The sequence below is a fragment of the Streptomyces asoensis genome, assembly GCF_013085465.1.
Taxonomy (GTDB): Bacteria; Actinomycetota; Actinomycetes; order Streptomycetales; family Streptomycetaceae; genus Streptomyces; species Streptomyces cacaoi_A.
On sequence record NZ_CP049838.1, the window covers coordinates 4,376,792 to 4,394,639 of the forward strand.

Genomic DNA, 17,848 nt, shown 5'->3' on the forward strand with positions numbered 1-17,848 from the left:
TCGGCCCGGCTAGCTCGCCTTGCGGAACGGGTGCAGAAGGTCGGACAGATGCCAGTGGTGCTGCGGCGGCACCTTGGACTGCGCGTCGGACTGGGCGTCGGACTGCGCGTCGAGCTGCTCCTCGGCCGCCGAGACCGGCGCCTGGACCGGTCCGGCCGGGGTCGCCTTGTGCTGACGGGCCGCGCTGAGCACCGACGAGACCTGCCCCGCCCGCATGATGCGCACGACGTGCCCGTCGCAGTTCTGGCACGCGGGGCGGCTCAGCGGCGAGGGCACGACCCGACCGTTCGCCACGTAGAGGACGAACTCGTGGCCGTCGGCGTCGGTGTGGTGCTCTATCTCGAAGGCCTGCTCCCAGCCGTGCCCGCAGCGCATGCAGGCGAAGGAGTACGACTCGTTGACGACGGCGCTCGCGCCGCCGCGGAGGCCGGTCTGCCCTGTGATCTCACTCATGACCGCTCCTGTTGGTCCGCTGGTGGAACCGCTCAAGTCCCGTCATCCAGTGGACGCCTCGCCCGGAGCGAATGCACCCGACCTGTGCACTGTTGAAGCCGATTTGGGCGTCCCTTGCCACAACGCCCGGCGTCCTTTGCCCGCACATGGGGCGCACGCTCAGACGACATGCGCCCTGCTCAGAGGGGGTGTGAGCCCCTTCACAACACCCGGGCAACAGCCGTCACAGATTCCCGCCGACGACCGTCACAGATTCCCGCCGACGACCGTGACGGAGCCCCGCCGACGACCCGTCACAGAGCCCCGGCGTTCTTCGCCGCCACCACCGCGTCGAACACGTCGCGCTTCGGCAGCCCCGCCTCCGCCGCCACCGCCGCGATGGCCTCCTTACGGCGCTCGCCCGCCTCCTCGCGCACCCGCACCCGCCGCACCAGCTCCGTCGCGTCGAGCTCCTCGGGCCCGCGCTCGGGCGCCCCGGTGACGACGACGGTGATCTCGCCCCGCACGCCCTCGGCCGCCCACTCCGCCAGCTCGCCGAGCGGACCGCGCTTCACCTCTTCGTACGTCTTGGTCAGCTCCCGGCACACGGCGGCCCGTCGGTCCGTGCCGAACACCTCGGCCATCGCGGCGAGGGTGTCGTCGAGCCGGTGCGGGGCCTCGAAGTACACGAGGGTCCTGCGTTCCTCCGCGACCTCCCGCAGCCGGGACAGCCGCTCCCCCGCCTTCCTCGGCAGGAACCCCTCGAAGCAGAACCGGTCGACGGGCAGCCCGGAAAGGGCCAGCGCGGTGAGCACCGCGGACGGGCCGGGGACGGCGGTGACGCGGATGTCCTGCTCGACGGCCGCGGCGACCAGCCGGTACCCGGGGTCGGAGACCGACGGCATCCCCGCGTCGGTGACGAGCAGCACCCGTGCGCCGCCCACCAGATCCGCGACCAGCTCGGGAGTACGGGCGGACTCGTTGCCCTCGAAGTAGGACACGACACGCCCCTTGGGCGTCACGCCCAGCGCCTGGGTCAGCCGCCGCAGTCGGCGGGTGTCCTCGGCGGCGATCACGTCGGCGCCGGTCAGCTCCTCGGCGAGACGGGGCGGGGCGTCGGAGACGTCACCGATGGGAGTACCGGCGAGAACGAGGATTCCGGGCGTAGCTGTCACGTTTCCATCCTCGCAGGGCCGAGCAGGGCCCATGCACGGGACTCACACAGACCTGTTCCCTACGATGGCGCGGTGACCAGTACCGCGTCCTCCATGGACTCCACGGACTACCGGCAGGGCCGGACGCCGCCCGACCAGCGGCCGTCGTGGCAGCAACGGCTGCGCCGCTTCGGATACACCGCGGAGCCGTCCGCCGACGTCCGGGAGCGGCTGGTGCCGCCGTTCGCGCAGCCCAGCCCGCGGTTGTGGCGGGCGCTGGGCCTTCCACCGCTGTGGACGGACCGGATCGCGCGCTGGTCGTCCTGGGGCGGTCCGCTGCTGGTCACACTGCTGGCGGGCGTGCTCCGGTTCTGGCACCTGGGCAGCCCCAAGGCGGTGATATTCGACGAGACGTACTACGCCAAGGACGCGTGGGCGGTCGTCCACCGCGGGTTCGAGGTCAACTGGGACAAGAACGCCAACGACGTCATCCTCTCCTCCGGCGGGCACGTCACGATCCCGACGGACGCGGCGTACGTCGTGCATCCGCCGGTCGGCAAGTACGTGATCGGGCTGGGCGAACTGCTCTTCGGGTTCGACCCGTTCGGCTGGCGGTTCATGACGGCGGTGCTCGGCACGCTCAGTGTCCTGCTGCTGTGCCGGATCGGCCGCCGGATCTTCCGCTCCACCTTCCTGGGCTGCCTGGCGGGCGCGCTGATGGCGGTCGACGGGCTCGCCTTCGTGATGAGCCGCACCTCGCTGCTCGACGGCGTGCTGATGTTCTTCGTGCTGGCGGCGTTCGGCTGCCTGGTGGTCGACCGGGACAAGGCACGCGAGAAACTCGCCGCCGCGCTCCCGCTCGACGCGGACGGCCGCTGCCGCCCCGACCCGCACATCGCGGAGACCACCCGCCTGGGCCGGCGGCCCTGGCGCTGGGGCGCGGGCCTGATGCTGGGCCTGGCCATCGGCACGAAGTGGAACGGCCTGTACATCCTGGTGGCGTTCTGCCTGATGGCCGTGTTGTGGGACGTCGGCTCGCGCAAGGTGGCGGGCGCCCGCCGCCCGTACCTGGCGGTGCTGAAGCGCGACACGGGCTTCGCGTTCCTGGCCACGGTCCCGGTCGCGCTGGTCACCTACCTGGTGTCGTGGACGGGCTGGATCCTGTCCGCCACCGACGGCAAGGGCGGCTACTACCGCAACTGGGCGGCCACCGACGGCAAGGGCGGCAACTGGACCTGGCTGTTCCCCGACTGGTGGCGCAGCCTGTGGCACTACGAGCACGAGGTCTACGAGTTCCACACCCACCTCACCTCGCCGCACACGTACCAGTCGAACCCGTGGAGCTGGCTCGTCCTCGGCCGCCCGGTCTCGTACTTCTACGAGTCCCCCACCCCGGGCCAGGACGGCTGTCCGACCGACGCGGGCGAGAAGTGCGCCCGCGAGGTCCTCGCGATCGGCACACCGCTGCTGTGGTGGGCGGCCTGCTTCGCGGTCCTCTACGTCCTGTGGCGCTGGCTCTTCCGCCGCGACTGGCGCGCCGGCGCGATCGTCTGCGGCATCGCGGCCGGCTATCTGCCGTGGTTCATGTACCAGGAACGCACGATCTTCCTCTTCTACGCCGTCGTCTTCCTGCCCTTCCTGTGCCTGGCGGTGGCGATGATGATCGGCGCGCTCGTCGGCCCCCCGGGTTCCAGCGACACCCGCCGCGTGGCAGGCGCCACCGGCGCAGGCGTCCTCGTCCTGCTCATCGCCTGGAACTTCATCTACTTCTGGCCCCTGTACACGGGGCAGGCGATCCCGATCGACGACTGGCGTTCACGTATGTGGCTGGATACGTGGGTCTAACGATTGCGGAAACTCTCGCCCCACACACCCCCCTTTCCGCTTACTGTGAGCCTGAGGGATTTTTCTGAACGCGTTCAGAAACGCCCGCGAGGGTGGGCGACGGGGACAACGGGGAGGGCGTACATGCGCAAGGGGGCCAAGGCAGCGATAGTCGGCTCGGTCTTCGCGGTGATGGTGGGCGGGGCCGGGTACGGGGCCTTCAACATCGTGAACGCGCTGAACGGGGGCGGGAGCGGGGCCGACGGGTCGGGGGGCAGCGAGCCGGTGGTCGTGAAGACCGGGCCGCCCAGCGGGTCCGAGGTGAAGGACACCAGCACCAAGTTCTTCGCGGCCTGGGAGAAGGGGCAGGCCGTGGCGGCCGCCGATCTCACCAACAACGCGGCGAAGGCCGAGCCCCTGCTGACCTCCTACAGCCAGTCGGCGCACATCACCGGCGTGAAGATCACACCGGGCGCGGCGGTGGGCGACAGCGTGCCCTTCACGGTCAAGGCGACGGTGTCGTACGAGGGGAAGTCCAAGCCGCTCACCTACAAGAGCGAGCTGACGGTCGTACGGGGCGTCACCACCGGTAAGGCGCTGGTGGACTGGGCGCCGTCGGTCGTCCACCCCGAGCTGAAGGCCATGGACGACACCCTGGTCACGGGCTCGTCGGCGGCGCCGTCGATCGAGGCCGTGGACCGTGACGGCAAGGTGCTCACGAAGGAGAAGTACCCCTCCCTGGGGCCGATCCTGGACCAGCTGCGCGCCAAGTACGGGGACAAGGCGGGCGGGACGGCCGGCGTCGAGCTGGCGATCAGACACGCCACCCCGGACACCGCCGACACCCCGCTGCTGACCCTCGCCGAGGGCAAGACGGGCAAGGTGCCCACCACCCTCAGCGCCGACGTGCAGGCGGCCGCGGAGAAGGCGGTGCAGAAGTACGACCAGTCCTCGGTGGTGGCCGTCAAGCCGAGCACCGGTGAGGTGCTGGCGGTCGCCAACAACCGGACGGACGGCTGGAACGCCGCGTTCCTGGGCGAGGTCGCGCCCGGCTCCACCATGAAGATCATCAGCGCGGCCACCCTCATCGACAACGGGCTCACCACCGCGAACGGCCCCGCGCCCTGTCCGCCCTCGGCCGTCTCCGAGAGCCAGACCTTCCAGAACATCACCGGCATGAAGCCGAACGAGAACGCGACCCTCGCCGAGAGCTTCGCCCGCTCCTGCAACACGGCGTTCGTGAAGTTCGCGGACGAGGTGAAGGTCGACTCGCTGACGAACGAGGCCCGGGACCGCTTCGGGATCGGCCTCGACTGGCAGACCGGCATCCCGTCCTTCGACGGCTCGGTCCCGGCCGCCGGCGGCCCGGACACCGCGGCCGGACTGATCGGCCAGGGCCAGGTCCAGATGAACCCGCTGAACATGGCGTCGGTCACGGCGACCGCGATGACGGGCACCTTCCGGCAGCCGGTGATCGTGCCGCTCGGCCTCGACGGCCGTGAACCGGCACACGCGCGTGGCCTGTCGTCGGGCACCGTGCAGCAACTGCGCTCCATGATGAACCGCACCGCGACCAGCGGCACCGCGGCCGAGGTGATGGCCGGGCTGAGCGGCCGGATCGGTGCGAAGACCGGTTCCGCCGAGGTCGACGGGCAGAACAAGTCCGACAGCTGGTTCACCGGGTACCGGGGCGATGTCGCGGCCGCCGCGATGACCCAGGACGGCGGTCACGGCGTCGACGCGTCCGGCCCGATCGTCGTGGACGTGCTGCGGGCGGGCTGAACCGGCTGGACGGTGGCTGACGTCACATGTGACGTCACCTCACAGGACGGGACTCTAGGGTGGTAACCGTCGTTGGGGTCAGTGAGGGCAACGAGGGCAGCGGGCTGGGGGGAGGCCCCTGGGGATCCGGAGGATCTGGCAGTGGGCAAGAGAAGGCGCGTCGAAGAGGGGCACAGGAAGCGGCGGCCCGCCGTCGTCGGCGGCATGATCGCCGTCGTGGTCGGCGGGGCGGGCATCGGCGTCTACGCGCTGTACGGGGGCGGAGCGGCGGCCGACGAGGGTTCGGCCGCGGCGGCCAACGGCAAGCAGGTGCCGCGGGTCAGGGCCGACGCGCCGTCGGCGACCGAGGCGAAGGCCACGGCCACCCGGTTCCTGACGGCCTGGCAGCAGGGCAAGGTGTCCGGGGCGGCCGCCGCCACGGACGACTCCGCGGCCGCCACCGCCCTCCTGACCGGCTACACCAAGGACGCTCACGTCACGGGCGTCACCCTCACCGCCGGCAAGGCCAGCGGCACCAAGGTCCCGTTCTCCGTGAAGGGCACGGTGAAGTACAAGGGCGTCAGCAAGGCGCTCACGTACGACAGCGCCCTCACCGTCGTCCGCAACCCCACGAACGGCAAGGCGCAGGTCGACTGGCACGCGTCCGTCGTCCACCCGGACCTCCAGGACGGCGACAAGCTCGTCACCGGCGAGTCCGGCACCCCGCCGGTCAAGGCCGTCGACAGTGCGGGCGGCGAGCTCACCGTCGCCAAGTACCCCTCCCTGGAGCCGGTCCTGGACGGGCTGCGGGAGAAGTACGGCAAGAAGGCGGGCGGCAAGGCGGGCGTGGAGCTCCAGGTCGTCCGCGGCAAGGCGTCGAAGGCGAAGAAGGCCTCCGACAAGACGCTGCTGGAACTCAGCAAGGGCACTCCGGGCACCGTGAAGACCACGCTGAGCCCGACCCTCCAGGCGGCCGCCGAGCAGCAGGTGGCGAAGACCGCGCGCTCGTCGGTCGTCGTGATGCGCCCCTCCACGGGCGAGATCCTCGCGGTGGCCAACGCGAGCCACGGCTTCAACACCGCGTTCAACGGCTCGCTCGCGCCCGGCTCCACGATGAAGGTCATCACCTCGTCGCTGCTCATCGAGAAGGACCTGGCGTCGGCGGACAAGGTGCACCCCTGCCCGAAGACGTTCACCTACGGCGGCTGGAAGTTCCACAACGACGACGACTTCCAGATCACCGGCGGCACCTTCAAGGCGAGCTTCGCGCGCTCCTGCAACACCGCCTTCATCAGCCAGGCGCCCGACCTGGACAACGACAGCCTGACCAAGCAGGCGCAGCAGGTCTTCGGCCTGTCGATGAACAACTGGGCGATCGGCGTCCCGTCCTTCGACGGCTCGGTGCCGGTGCAGTCGGCGGCCCAGATGGCGGCGTCGCTGATCGGTCAGGGCGGGGTCCGGATGAACCCGCTGAACATGGCGTCGGTCGCCTCCACCGTGAAGGCGGGCACCTTCCACCAGCCGTATCTGGTCGCCCCGTCCGTGGACGACCGCACGCTGGCGACGGCCTCGCGCACGATGTCGTCGTCCACGGTGTCGCAGCTGCGGGAGCTGATGAACTACACCGCCGCGGCCGGCACCGCCGCCGAGGCGATGTCCGGTCTGGGCCCCGACTACGGCGCCAAGACGGGCTCGGCCGAGGTCGACAACCAGGACAAGCCCAACGGCTGGTTCACCGCCTACCGCGGTGACCTGGCGGCCGCGGGCGTCGTGCAGGCGGGCGGCCACGGCGGCGACACGGCCGGACCGATCGTGGCGTCACTGCTGCGCCTGGGCGGCTGAGCCCCCGAACACCCACCGGGCCGGTCCCCGGCTAGTGCGTGACGGGCTGCTGCGCCGTGGCCATGTAGGTGCGGCGCAGGAACCGCAGCAGCGTCTTCGACTCGAACTGGACGACCGAGACGCCGTGCGGGGAGTGGAACTCGACGACGGCCTGGACGCGGCCGCACGGCCACACCCGTACCTCGCCGGTACCGGCCGGGGCGCGCAGCCCCTGTTCGAGGAGGGTGCGGGAGAACGTCCACTCGCGCCGGTCGGGAAGCCCGACGCGGACCGATCGGGGTTCCTCGGAGTCGTACCGCAGGACGACGGGTACGGCCGTGCGTTCTTCCTCGGCCTGGTCGGCGTCGGTGACGATGTGGGCTCGCGCGTACTGTTCGACTACGGACATCGGCCGACCCTCTCACGCAGCGTGACCTGTGCGGAAGCTGTGCGTCCACTCCCCTTCCAATGTCGCATATTTTGCGGATTGCGCTCCTCCGCGCAGGCATATCTCACATGTGCGATACGCGGGCCTGGCGCGAACCACGGCATCGGGCTGCCGCGAGACCGAAGAGACAAGCGACTCGCTCTTGCGAACCGTTCGCATTAAGCCACTATCATCGTCGGGTGCACGTACCCGACGGATTCATCAACGCCCCGACCTCCGCCGTGACCGGAGTCGTCGCCGCCGGCGCCATCGCCGTGAGCCTGCGCGGCGCGCGCCGCGAGCTCGACGACCGGACCGCGCCGCTGGCCGGCCTGGTGGCGGCGTTCATCTTCGCCGTGCAGATGCTGAACTTCCCCGTCGCGGCGGGGACCAGCGGCCATCTGCTCGGCGGCGCGCTCGCCGCGATACTCGTGGGCCCCTACACAGGGGTCCTGTGCGTGTCCGTGGTCCTGCTGATGCAGGGCATCCTCTTCGCCGACGGCGGTCTGACCGCGCTCGGCGTGAACATCACCGACATGGCGATCGTGACGACCGTCGTGGCGTACGCCGTCTTCCGCGGCCTGGTGAAGGTGCTGCCCCGCGGCCGCCGGTCCATCACCGTCGCGTCCTTCGTCGCCGCCGTGCTGTCCGTGCCCGCCGCCGCCGTCGCCTTCACGCTCATCTACTGGATCGGCGGCACCACCGACGTGTCGATCGGCAAGGTGGCGACCGCGATGATCGGCGTGCATGTGCTGATCGGCATCGGCGAGGCCGTGATCACCGCGCTGACCGTGGGCGCCGTCGTCGCCGTACGGCCGGATCTCGTCTACGGCGCGCGCGATCTGCGGCAGAAGCTCCGGCTGCGGGTGCACGGCGAGCTCGTCGACGCCCCGGCGGCCGAGGAGGCGCCGGCCGGCGCCCGCACGCCCGTGGCGGCGCGCACCTCGCGGCGCACGCTGTGGGTGACGGGCTTGGTCACCTCCCTCGTCCTGGCCGGCTTCGTCAGCTTCTACGCCTCCGCGAACCCCGACGGCCTGGAGAAGGTCGCCGCCGACAAGGGCATCGACAAGAAGGCCGAGGAGCACGCGTCCGCCGACTCCCCGCTCGCCGACTACGGCGTCAAGGACGTGACGAACGCCCGTCTGTCCGGCGGTCTCGCGGGCGTGATCGGGGTCGGCACGACCGTCGTCGCGGGCAGCGCGGTGTTCTGGGCGGTGCGCAGGCGCCGGACGGGCGACGACGTGTCACCGACGGCCGTAGAGAACGTCTGACGTCATGGGCGCAGGACACGCGCACCGGCTCTACCGGCACGGGCACTCGCCCGTGCACGGCCTGCCGCCGCACACCAAGCTCGCCGCCGTCTTCGCCTTCGTGGTGGTCGTGGTGTCGACGCCGCGGGAGGCGATGTGGGCGTTCGGCCTGTACGCGGTCCTGCTGGCCTTCGTCGCACGCCACGCGCGCGTGCCCGCCGGTTTCCTGCTCAAACGGCTGCTGATCGAGGTGCCTTTCGTCGCGTTCGCGGTGCTGATGCCGTTCGTGGCGGAGGGAGAGCGGGTGGACGTCCTCGGCCTGTCGCTCAGCGTCAACGGCCTGTGGGGCGCCTGGAACGTCCTCGCGAAGGGCACCCTGGGCGTCGCCGCCTCCGTACTGCTCGCGTCCACCACGGAGCTGCGTGAACTGCTCCTCGGCCTCCAGCGTCTGCGGCTGCCCCCGCTGCTCGTGCAGATCGCGTCCTTCATGATCCGCTACGGCGACGTCATCACGGACGAGATGCGGCGCATGCGGATCGCCCGGGAGTCTCGCGGGTTCGAGGCGCGGGGCGTACGGCACTGGGGGGTGCTCGCGAAGTCGGCGGGCGCGCTCTTCATCCGCTCCTACGAGCGCGGCGAGCGCGTGCATCTGGCCATGGTCAGCCGGGGCTACGCCGGTTCGATGCCGGTGATCGACGAGGTGACCGCGTCACGGGCGCAGTGGTCGTACGCGCTGACCCTGCCGTTCGCCGCCCTCCTGGTCTGCGTGTTGGGATGGTCCCTGTGACTGACGCTGTGACGCCTTCCGTGACGCCCTCGCCCTCCCTGGAAGTGGCCGGTCTGGCCTTCGCCTACCCCGACGGCCACCAGGCCCTGTTCGGCGTGGACTTCTCCGTCGCGCGCGGCGAGCGGGTCGCGCTGCTCGGCCCCAACGGCGCCGGCAAGACGACCCTCGTGCTGCACCTCAACGGCATCCTGACCGGCGGCGCGGGCACCGTGACGGTGGCCGGGCTGCCCGTCGGCAAGCAGCACATGGCCGAGATCCGCCGCAAGGTCGGCATCGTCTTCCAGGACCCGGACGACCAGCTGTTCATGCCGACGGTCCGCGAGGACGTGGCGTTCGGACCGGCCGCGGCCGGGCTGAAGGGGGCCGCCCTGGAGGCGCGGGTCGACCACGCGCTCGAGCAGGTCGGCATGGCGGAGTTCAAGAACCGTCCGCCGCACCACCTCTCCTTCGGCCAGCGGCGCCGGGTGGCCGTCGCCACGGTGCTCGCTATGGAGCCGGAGATCCTCGTCCTGGACGAGCCGTCCTCCAACCTCGACCCCGCCTCGCGCCGTGAACTGGCCGACATCCTGCGGTCGTTGGACGTCACCGCGCTCATGGTCACGCACGACCTGCCGTACGCCCTGGAGCTGTGCCCGCGCTCCCTCGTCCTGAGCGAGGGCGTGATCGTCGCGGACGGCCGGACCGGCGATCTGCTCGCCGACGACGCCCTCATGCGCGCGCATCGCCTGGAGTTGCCCTTCGGGTTCGACCCGCGCTCCGCAACAATGGGCGCGTGACGAACGAGGCACCTACCGTCGACGGCACGCTGCTCCTCGACGAGCAGCTGTGTTTCGCGCTGTACGCGGCCCAGCGCGCGGTGACCGCCGCGTACCGGCCGCTCCTGGACGAACTGGGGCTCACCTACCCCCAGTACCTCGTGCTGCTGGTTCTGTGGGAGCGCGGTGAGACGACCGTCAAGGAGCTGGCGTCGGCCCTGCGCCTCGACTACGGCACGATGTCGCCGCTGCTGAAGCGGCTGGAGGCGGCGGGGCTGGTGCGCCGGGAGCGCTCGGCGCGGGACGAGCGCTCGGTGCTCGTCGCGTGCACCGGGCGCGGTGAGGAGCTGAAGGGGCGCGCGGAGCGCGTACCCGGCACCCTGCTCGCGACGACGGGGCTCGGGACGGCGGAGGTCACGCGGTTGCGCGAGGAACTGTGGGGGCTCGCGGAACGGGCACAGGGCGCGGCGGACCGCACCCGCTGAAGCACCCCCCGTCGACCCCCTCTCAAGTTACCCACGGTTACTACCCCCTGGTAGGCGATCACCTCCCTACCGGCCGGTACCTTGTGCACAATGTAATTGGGCAAGTTCCCGGGGGAGGTCCCGCCGTGACCGAAGGCAGCGCCGTCGACACCGTCAGCACCGTCGACACCCGTCCGACGAAGATCACATATGTCGCCGAGGCCACCGCGCACGGCGGCCGCGACGGGTACGTGACCAGCCAGGACGGCCAGATCGAGCTGAAGGTGGCGATGCCGCCGGAGCTGGGCGGCGATGGCAACGGCACCAACCCGGAGCAGCTCTTCGCGGCCGGGTACAGCTCCTGCTTCCACAACGCGCTGATCCTCGTCGGCAACCGCGCGGGCTTCGACCTCACCGGGTCCACGGTGGCGGCGAAGGTCGGGATCGGCCCCAACAGGACCAAGGGCTACGGGCTCGCCGTCGCGCTCAGCGTCTCGCTCCCCGTCCTCGACCCGGAACTCGCCGGGAAGCTGGTGGACGCGGCGCACCAGGTGTGCCCGTACTCGAACGCCACCCGCGGCAACATCGATGTAACGATCATTCTCGGCTAGCGAAACGAAGGAATCGCAGGCTCGACGGGGGTGTTCCCCCGGGAGTTGAAGGCGATCTCCGAGAGGGCGTGCGGGCGTGAACGTGAGCGGTGCGGTGGCCGAGGGCTTCGAGCCGGTCCGGGAGGCGTTCGTACGGAACTTCGAGGTGCTCGGGGACCGGGGCGCGGCGGTGACCGTCTACCGGGACGGGCACAGGGTCGTCGACCTGTGGGCCGGGACGCGGGACGTGGACGGTGCGGCCGGCGAGGCCGCCCCCTGGGAGCAGGGCACCGCGCAGATCGTGCGGTCGGCGACCAAGGGCGTCGCCGCCGCCGCACTCCTGCTGCTGCACCAGCGCGGGCAACTGGACCTGGACGCTCCCGTGGGCACGTACTGGCCGGAGTACAAGGCCGCGGGCAAGGAGCGGACGCTCGTGCGGCACCTGCTCGCGCACCGCGCGGGCGTACCCGTGCTGGACCGGCCGCTGACACCCGCCGAGGCCACCGACCCCGACCTCGGTGCGGCGGCGGTCGCGGCGCAGGCGCCGGCCTGGGAGCCCGGGACGGACCACGGGTACCACGCGCAGACGTACAGCTGGCTGACCGGCGAGCTGGTGCGGCGGATCACCGGGCGGACCATCGGCGAGTGGATCGCCGACGAGATCGCCGGCCCGGTGGGGGCCGACCTGTGGCTCGGGCTGCCGCGGGCGCAGCGCGCGCGAGTGGGACGGGTGGGGCAGGTGGACGCGCCCGCGCAGAGCGGGGCGCTGAAGACCCGGCCCAAGCCCGCCGTCACCGCCGCCTACGCCGATCCCGCCTCCCTCACCCGCCGCGCCTTCGCCGCGATCACCCCGCTGCCCGACGAGAACGACCCCGCATACCGGGCCGCGGCGCTCCCCGCCTCCAACGGCATCGCCACCGCCGACGGCCTGGCCCGCTTCTACGCGTCACTGATCGGCGAGGTGGCGGGCGGGGTGCGGCTGCTGCGCCCGGAGACGCTGGAACTGGCGCGCGGCGAGCAGTCCTCGGGCCCCGACCGGGTGCTCGTCGTGAACACCCGGTTCGGCCTGGGCCACATGCTGCACGGAGCCGCGTCCCCGCTGCTGTCCCCCACCTCCTTCGGCCACCCGGGCCGCGGGGGCGCGCTCGGCCTCGCCGACCCCGAGTCGGGGATCGCCTTCGGCTATGTCACCAACGGCTTCCGGACGAGCGTGACGGCCGACCCGCGCGCGCAGGCGCTGCTGCGGGCGGTGCGGACGGCCCTGGCTGGCGGGCGCTGACGCTCACACGTTGATCGAGTGCGACCTGCGGCCCGAGTCGTCGTCGATCTCCACATGGGCCTTGGTCAGCAGTTGCATGGCGATCTCGTTGAGGGCCCGGGCGCCGGCGATCTCCTCGCCGACCCGCGGCTGGTTGATGTCCACGTTGTGCCGGGTGGCATGCCCCTGGGTCCTGATCTCGGTCCCGTCGGGCAGGCGTACCAGCGCGACCGCGCGCGTGTGCCGGCCGTCCTCCTCGAACTCCAGCTCGACATGCCATCCGACAGTGGTGTGCATAGTGGTCATGAGGTCACCTCCGGAAGTCCTCCTTCCAGGGTGCTCCTGAGAGCGGACGGACGCACCCAGTCGGGCTCAGGCCAGCAGCCGCGTTCCGTCCGGTACGGCGATGCCGAACTCCTCGTCGAGGACTCGGCGCGCCTCCGTCTCGTCGGTGAGCTCGCGCTGCTTGACGGTGCCGTCGGGGTGGGTCTCGATGAGCAGCGGACCGTTGAGGAGGAGGTGGCGGTCGGCAGTGCTGCGCTGGACGTAGACGCGGCTGCTGAACGGTGAGCGCGGGTTGGTGGCGATGTGCCAGTTGATCACCTCGAAGTCGGGCCGCTCGAAGGGTTCGAGAGTGAAGGCGTACTGCGCCTGCCAGACGCCCTCGCCGGACGCCCCGGAGGTCCCGGCCGCCCCGCTATCTCCGCTCGCCCCGCTCGCCGCGTGTGCCTGGAGCACCCACAGCTCCAGCGGGCCGCGGTGCGGGGCGTGGACGAGGCGATGGCGGCGGCCCGCGTCGTGGAACTCGACGTCCGCGGTGAGCGGGACGGCTTCCAGCAGCGCTCCCGGGGCGCCGAAACCGACGTCGGCGAGGTACGGCCGTGGGTCGCCCGGAACCTCGACGAGGAGCGCCATATGGGTGCGGGGCCGGTCCTCGACCCGCCGCGCGCCCACGACGACCCGCGCCGTCAGCAGGGTCACCCCGAAGCCCAGCGCCTCCAGAACACCCGCGAGCAGCATGTTGTGCTCGTAGCAGTAGCCGCCGCGCCGACCGCCCCGGACCAGCTTGGCGATCAGGTCCGCGGGGACGAGCGAGGGGACCGTGCCGCGCAGCGGGTCCAGGTTCTCGAAGGGGATGGCGCGAGTGTGGGCCAGATGCACACCCCGCAGGGTCGCCGCGTCGGCCCGGCGTTCCCCCTCCCAGCCGATCCTCCTCAGGTAGGAGTCGAGATCGTCAGGGCCGAACGCTGTTGTCTCGGGCATGACTTCACCCTAGCCAGCCGAACGTCGGACGAGCAGAGGAGGGGGTCAGCCGGTGTGCAGCATCAGGCCGATACCGACGACGAGGAGCCCGGCGGCGACGAGCCGCGGCGCGCCGAACCGCTCCTTGAAGAACAGGGCGCCGATGGCCGCTCCGACGATGATCGACGATTCCCGCAGCGCGGCGATCGGCGCCAGGTCGGCGCGGGTCTGCGCCCACAGGACGAGGGCGTACGCGAGGACGGACAGCGCGGAGCCGAGGAGGCCCACAGCGGCGTAGGGGCGGAGCACGGCGAGGGTCCCCCCGCGCCAGCGGTGGACGGCGTACGCCGGGATGACGAACCCCTGTACGGCCATCAGCCAGGCGATGTACCCCAGGGAGGACCCGGAGGCGCGGACGCCGAGCCCGTCGACGACGGTGTACGTGGCGATGGTCAGCCCGGTCGCCAGCGCGGCCCCGATCGCCGCCCAGTTCGGCCGCCCACCGCGCAGCCCCCACAGGGCGACGCCGGTCAGCCCCGCGCAGGACAGCGCGACACCGGCGGCCGCCCAGCCGTCCGGCACCTCGTGCGCGAAGACGGCGGCGAGGACGGTGACGACGAGCGGCGCGGAGCCGCGCGCGATGGGGTAGGCCTGCCCGAAGTCGCCGAGCCGGAACGACCGCATCAGCAGCACGTAGTAGGCGATGTGGATCAGGGCGGAGCACAGCAGGTACGGCCACGCGCGGGTCGCCGGGAACGCGGTGAAGGGCACGAGCGCGAGCCCGATGAGCATGCCGCCGCCGGCGATCAGCGTGAACCCGACGAGTTTGTCGGTGATCCGGTGGGCGATGGCGTTCCAGCCGGCGTGGGTGATCGCGGCGAACAGGACGGCCGCGGTGACCAGCGGGGTCACGCGGTGCGCTCGCGCACGTCCACGAGGGTCGCGTCGGCGTGCTCGACGAGGTCCTCGGGCGCGATGGGGAAGACGACGTGCGGGTTCCCGGCGGCGGCCCACACGATGTCGTGCGCGAGCAGGTTCCGATCGGCCAGCACCCGCGTCCTCGTCCGGTGCCCGAAGGGCGGCACACCCCCGATCGCGTACCCGGTGGTCTCCCGTACGACGTCGGCGGCGGCCCGGGTCACCTTCGCCACGCCGAGTTCCCTGCGCACCAGCTCCACGTCGACGCGCGAGGCCCCGTCCATCAGCACCAGCACCGGCACGCCGTCGGCCGCGAAGATCAGCGATTTGCAGATCTGGCTCAGCTCGCACCCGATCGCGGCGGCGGCCTCGGCGGCGGTCCGGGTCGCCTCGGGGAAGCGACGGACCCGGGTGTGCAGCTGGTCGAGGCCCAGGTCGTGCAGCGCCTCGGCGAATCGGGGATGCGCGGCTGTCGTCGTCATGCACGGCACGCTAGCGGTCGGTGTATGGGACACGCGAGCGGGTTGTCCGCGACGCGGGCGGCAGACGGGCGGCGCCCGGGTTCGTCCGGAGGCCCGATGCCACCGACATGGTGCGGGAGCCACTCCGTCGGTGAGGATCCGCGGACAGGGAAACATCGGTTCTCCGGATCGGGGTCGCAGCCGCGATCCTCGCAAGCGCTTCGTACGCGCTCGTGTGGGATGTACGCCGGCTCCGCAGGGCGCCGGCCCGCTGAGGCGCGGCGCGCCGCGGAAGCCGCGGAAAAGAAGCCGGTGAGGGCGCCCCGTCCCCACGGAGCCCTCACCGGCGGTCCTATCGGTGGACCGGTACGTCAGGCGCGTACCAGTTCCCGGTCCTCGTCGCCGTCACGGGACGAGGCGGCGTCGGCCTGGGTCTTCAGGCCCTCGCCCTCGACGTCCACGTTGGGCAGGGCGCGGTCCAGCCACTTCGGCAGCCACCAGGCCTTCTTGCCGAGCAGGGCCAGCACCGCCGGCACGATCGCCATGCGCACGACGAACGCGTCGAAGAAGACGGCGATCGCGAGGCCGAAGCCGATCATCTTGATCATCGACTCGGTGGAGCTGATGAAGCCGCCGAAGACGGCCATCATGATGATCGCGGCGGCGGCCACCACCTTGGCGCTGTGCCGGAAGCCGGTGACGATGGCCTGGCTCGGGCTCTCGCCGTGGACGTACGCCTCCCGCATCCGGGTCACGAGGAACACCTCGTAGTCCATCGCGAGGCCGAAGACCACGCCCACCATGAAGATCGGCATCATCGACATGATCGGGCCGGTCTCCTCGACGCCGATCAGGCCGCCGAGCCAGCCCCACTGGAAGACCGCGACCACGGCGCCGAGCGCGGCGAGCACGCTGAGCAGGAAGCCGAGGGCCGCCTTCAGCGGGACCAGGATGGAGCGGAAGACCACGATCAGCAGCAGGAAGGCCAGGCCGACGACCAGGCCCAGGTACGGGATCAGCGCGTCGTTGAGCTTCTGCGAGAAGTCGATGTTCATCGCGGTGGTGCCGGTGACCAGCACCTGCGCGCCCGTGTCGGCCCTGACGTCGACGCCCTGGTCACGGATGGCGTGCACCAGGTCCTCGGTCTGGGTCGAGGACGGCTTGGAGCCCGGGATCACGGTGATCGTGGCGGTGTCGCCGGCCTTGTTGAACATCGCCGGGGTGACCGTCGCGACGTCCTTGAGGTCCTTGATTCCGTCGGTCACCGTGGTGGCCGCCGCCTTGGGGTCGTCGCTGTTCTTGGCGTCGACCACGATCATCAGGGGGCCGTTGAACCCGGGGCCGAAGCCCTCCGACAGCAGGTCGTACGCCCGGCGCTGTGTCGTGGACGTCGGCTGCGAGCCGTCGTCGGGCAGGCCCAGCTCCAGCTGGGTGGCCGGGACGGCGATCGTGCCGAGACCGACCACGCCGAGCAGCAGCACGGCGGCCGGACGGCGGATCACGAAGCTCGCCCAGCGAACACCCAGGCCGGGCTTGGCCTGCTTGCCCGCCCGGCCGTTCTCACCGGTCTTCTCGCCGGTCGACCTGCGCTTCTCGCCCGTGGCCTTGACCTTCTTGCCGGCGTAGCCGAGCAGCGCCGGGATCATGGTCAGCGCGATGAGGACGGCCACCACGACCGTGCCCGCCGCCGCGAGACCCATCTTGGTCAGCATCGGCACGTTGACGACCGCGAGGCCCGCCAGGGCGATCACGACCGTGAGGCCGGCGAAGACCACCGCCGAGCCGGCGGTGCCGGTGGCACGGCCGACCGCCTCCTCGCGGTCGCGGCCCTCGGCCAGTTCACTCCGGTAGCGGGAGACGATGAACAGCGCGTAGTCGATACCGACCGCGAGGCCGATCATCAACGCGAGGGTGGAGGTGGTGTCGCCGAGGTCGAGCGCCTTGGCGAGGGCGGTGATGGTGGAGACGCCGATGCCGACGCCGATGATCGCCGTCAGCAGCGGCAGTCCGGCGGCGACCAGGGAACCCAGGGTGATGACGAGGACGACGGCGGCGATCGCGAGACCGATGACCTCGCCGATCGCACCGGGCTCGGCACCGGCCTGGAGGGCGTCACCTCCGACGTCGACGGTCAGTCCGGTGGCCCGGGCCTCGTCCCCGGCCGCCTCGAGGGCCTCCCTGGTCGAGTCCTTCAGCTCCATGCCGGGCGCGTCGTACTTCACGGACGTGTAGGCGACCGTTCCGTCCTTGCTCACGGCGTTGGTCGTGAACGGGTCGGTGACGGAGACGACCTCGGAGCCGTCGCCGAGCGCCTTGACGGTCTTCTCGACGGTCGCCTTGTTCGCGGCGTCCGTCATCTTCTGGCCCTCGGGCGCCTTGAAGACGATGCGCCCGGTCCCGCCGTCGGCGCTGGCTCCGGGGAAGCGCTGTTCCAGCAGGTCGAAGGCCTTCTGGGCCTCGACGCCGGGGATGGAGAAGGAGGTCGTGCCGGCGGCGGGCGCGGAGGCGGCGCCGACGCCGGCCAGGGTCAGCAGGGCCACCCATATCAGGGCGACGAAGTGGCGTCGCCTGAAGGCGAAACGGCCGAGTTTGTAAAGGAACGTGGCCACGGAGGCGTACTCCCGGTCAGGTCGTGGTGTGGGGCCACAGGCCCCAAGGGCAGGGTTGACCAACCCGGCGGGGAGGGCAGGGGTGATCGGCCCGA

The 17,848-nt window shown here is 71.4% G+C and carries 17 protein-coding genes; 9 read left to right on the plus strand and 8 right to left on the minus strand.

Annotated elements, in window-relative coordinates; genetic code table 11:
• Positions 1-9: 9 nt before the first annotated feature.
• Together G9272_RS19435 and rsmI are read right to left on the minus strand one after the other, a co-directional pair.
• Positions 10-453 carry a hypothetical protein gene (locus G9272_RS19435; RefSeq protein ID WP_171397766.1) on the minus strand — a complete coding sequence of 148 codons (444 nt, stop codon included), beginning with the start codon at positions 451-453 and terminating at the stop codon, positions 10-12.
• 293 nt (positions 454-746) lie between these two features.
• The gene (rsmI, locus tag G9272_RS19440) at positions 747-1,640 is read right to left on the minus strand and encodes a 16S rRNA (cytidine(1402)-2'-O)-methyltransferase (RefSeq protein ID WP_171397767.1); all 894 of its coding nucleotides are present in this window, start codon (positions 1,638-1,640) and stop codon (positions 747-749) included.
• Between the two features lie 39 nt (positions 1,641-1,679).
• On the opposite strand from rsmI, the gene G9272_RS19445 reads away from it, so the two are divergent.
• The 3 genes from G9272_RS19445 (at position 1,680) to G9272_RS19455 (ending at position 7,013) form a co-directional block, all read left to right on the plus strand.
• A complete protein-coding gene (locus G9272_RS19445) occupies positions 1,680-3,431 on the plus strand; it encodes a dolichyl-phosphate-mannose--protein mannosyltransferase (RefSeq protein ID WP_171397768.1) in 1,752 nt (583 codons plus the stop codon).
• 123 nt (positions 3,432-3,554) lie between these two features.
• On the plus strand, positions 3,555-5,192 hold the full coding sequence (locus tag G9272_RS19450) for a penicillin-binding transpeptidase domain-containing protein (RefSeq protein WP_171397769.1): 1,638 nt from the start codon (positions 3,555-3,557) through the stop codon (positions 5,190-5,192).
• A gap of 141 nt (positions 5,193-5,333) precedes the next feature.
• Positions 5,334-7,013 carry a penicillin-binding transpeptidase domain-containing protein gene (locus G9272_RS19455; protein WP_171397770.1) on the plus strand — a complete coding sequence of 560 codons (1,680 nt, stop codon included), beginning with the start codon at positions 5,334-5,336 and terminating at the stop codon, positions 7,011-7,013.
• Between the two features lie 31 nt (positions 7,014-7,044).
• On the opposite strand, the gene G9272_RS19460 is transcribed toward G9272_RS19455, so the two are convergent.
• Positions 7,045-7,401: an SsgA family sporulation/cell division regulator gene (locus G9272_RS19460; RefSeq protein ID WP_171397771.1), complete on the minus strand. Its 357-nt coding sequence runs from the start codon at positions 7,399-7,401 to the stop codon at positions 7,045-7,047.
• A 218-nt stretch (positions 7,402-7,619) separates the two neighbouring features.
• Between G9272_RS19460 and G9272_RS19465 the strand changes: the two genes are divergently transcribed.
• The 6 genes from G9272_RS19465 to G9272_RS19490 all read left to right on the plus strand — a co-directional run bounded on the left by G9272_RS19465 (position 7,620) and on the right by G9272_RS19490 (position 12,544).
• A complete protein-coding gene (locus G9272_RS19465; RefSeq protein ID WP_171397772.1) occupies positions 7,620-8,690 on the plus strand; it encodes an energy-coupling factor ABC transporter permease in 1,071 nt (356 codons plus the stop codon).
• A gap of 4 nt (positions 8,691-8,694) precedes the next feature.
• The gene (cbiQ, locus tag G9272_RS19470) at positions 8,695-9,456 is read left to right on the plus strand and encodes a cobalt ECF transporter T component CbiQ (RefSeq protein ID WP_171397773.1); all 762 of its coding nucleotides are present in this window, start codon (positions 8,695-8,697) and stop codon (positions 9,454-9,456) included.
• A complete protein-coding gene (locus tag G9272_RS19475; RefSeq protein ID WP_171397774.1) occupies positions 9,444-10,232 on the plus strand; it encodes an energy-coupling factor ABC transporter ATP-binding protein in 789 nt (262 codons plus the stop codon). Before cbiQ ends, G9272_RS19475 begins: the two co-directional genes overlap by 13 nt.
• Positions 10,229-10,696: a MarR family winged helix-turn-helix transcriptional regulator gene (locus G9272_RS19480; RefSeq protein ID WP_171397775.1), complete on the plus strand. Its 468-nt coding sequence runs from the start codon at positions 10,229-10,231 to the stop codon at positions 10,694-10,696. The genes G9272_RS19475 and G9272_RS19480 overlap by 4 nt, the downstream gene beginning before the upstream one ends.
• Before the next feature lie 125 nt (positions 10,697-10,821).
• Positions 10,822-11,286 (plus strand): organic hydroperoxide resistance protein, encoded by a 465-nt coding sequence (locus G9272_RS19485; protein WP_171397776.1) that lies wholly within the window; start codon positions 10,822-10,824, stop codon positions 11,284-11,286.
• Between the two features lie 76 nt (positions 11,287-11,362).
• A complete protein-coding gene (locus G9272_RS19490; protein ID WP_171397777.1) occupies positions 11,363-12,544 on the plus strand; it encodes a serine hydrolase domain-containing protein in 1,182 nt (393 codons plus the stop codon).
• Positions 12,545-12,547: 3 nt separating this feature from the next.
• Here G9272_RS19490 and G9272_RS19495 read toward each other — a convergent pair whose 3' ends face one another.
• The 5 genes from G9272_RS19495 to G9272_RS19515 form a co-directional block, all read right to left on the minus strand.
• On the minus strand, positions 12,548-12,820 hold the full coding sequence (locus G9272_RS19495; RefSeq protein WP_171402066.1) for a DUF1876 domain-containing protein: 273 nt from the start codon (positions 12,818-12,820) through the stop codon (positions 12,548-12,550).
• Between the two features lie 75 nt (positions 12,821-12,895).
• Positions 12,896-13,786: an arylamine N-acetyltransferase family protein gene (locus G9272_RS19500; RefSeq protein WP_171397778.1), complete on the minus strand. Its 891-nt coding sequence runs from the start codon at positions 13,784-13,786 to the stop codon at positions 12,896-12,898.
• A gap of 45 nt (positions 13,787-13,831) precedes the next feature.
• Positions 13,832-14,677: an EamA family transporter gene (locus tag G9272_RS19505; protein ID WP_171397779.1), complete on the minus strand. Its 846-nt coding sequence runs from the start codon at positions 14,675-14,677 to the stop codon at positions 13,832-13,834.
• The gene (locus tag G9272_RS19510; protein WP_171397780.1) at positions 14,674-15,165 is read right to left on the minus strand and encodes a YbaK/EbsC family protein; all 492 of its coding nucleotides are present in this window, start codon (positions 15,163-15,165) and stop codon (positions 14,674-14,676) included. The genes G9272_RS19505 and G9272_RS19510 overlap by 4 nt, the downstream gene beginning before the upstream one ends.
• A gap of 350 nt (positions 15,166-15,515) precedes the next feature.
• On the minus strand, positions 15,516-17,753 hold the full coding sequence (locus G9272_RS19515) for an MMPL family transporter (RefSeq protein WP_171397781.1): 2,238 nt from the start codon (positions 17,751-17,753) through the stop codon (positions 15,516-15,518).
• Between the last annotated feature and the right edge of the window lie 95 nt (positions 17,754-17,848).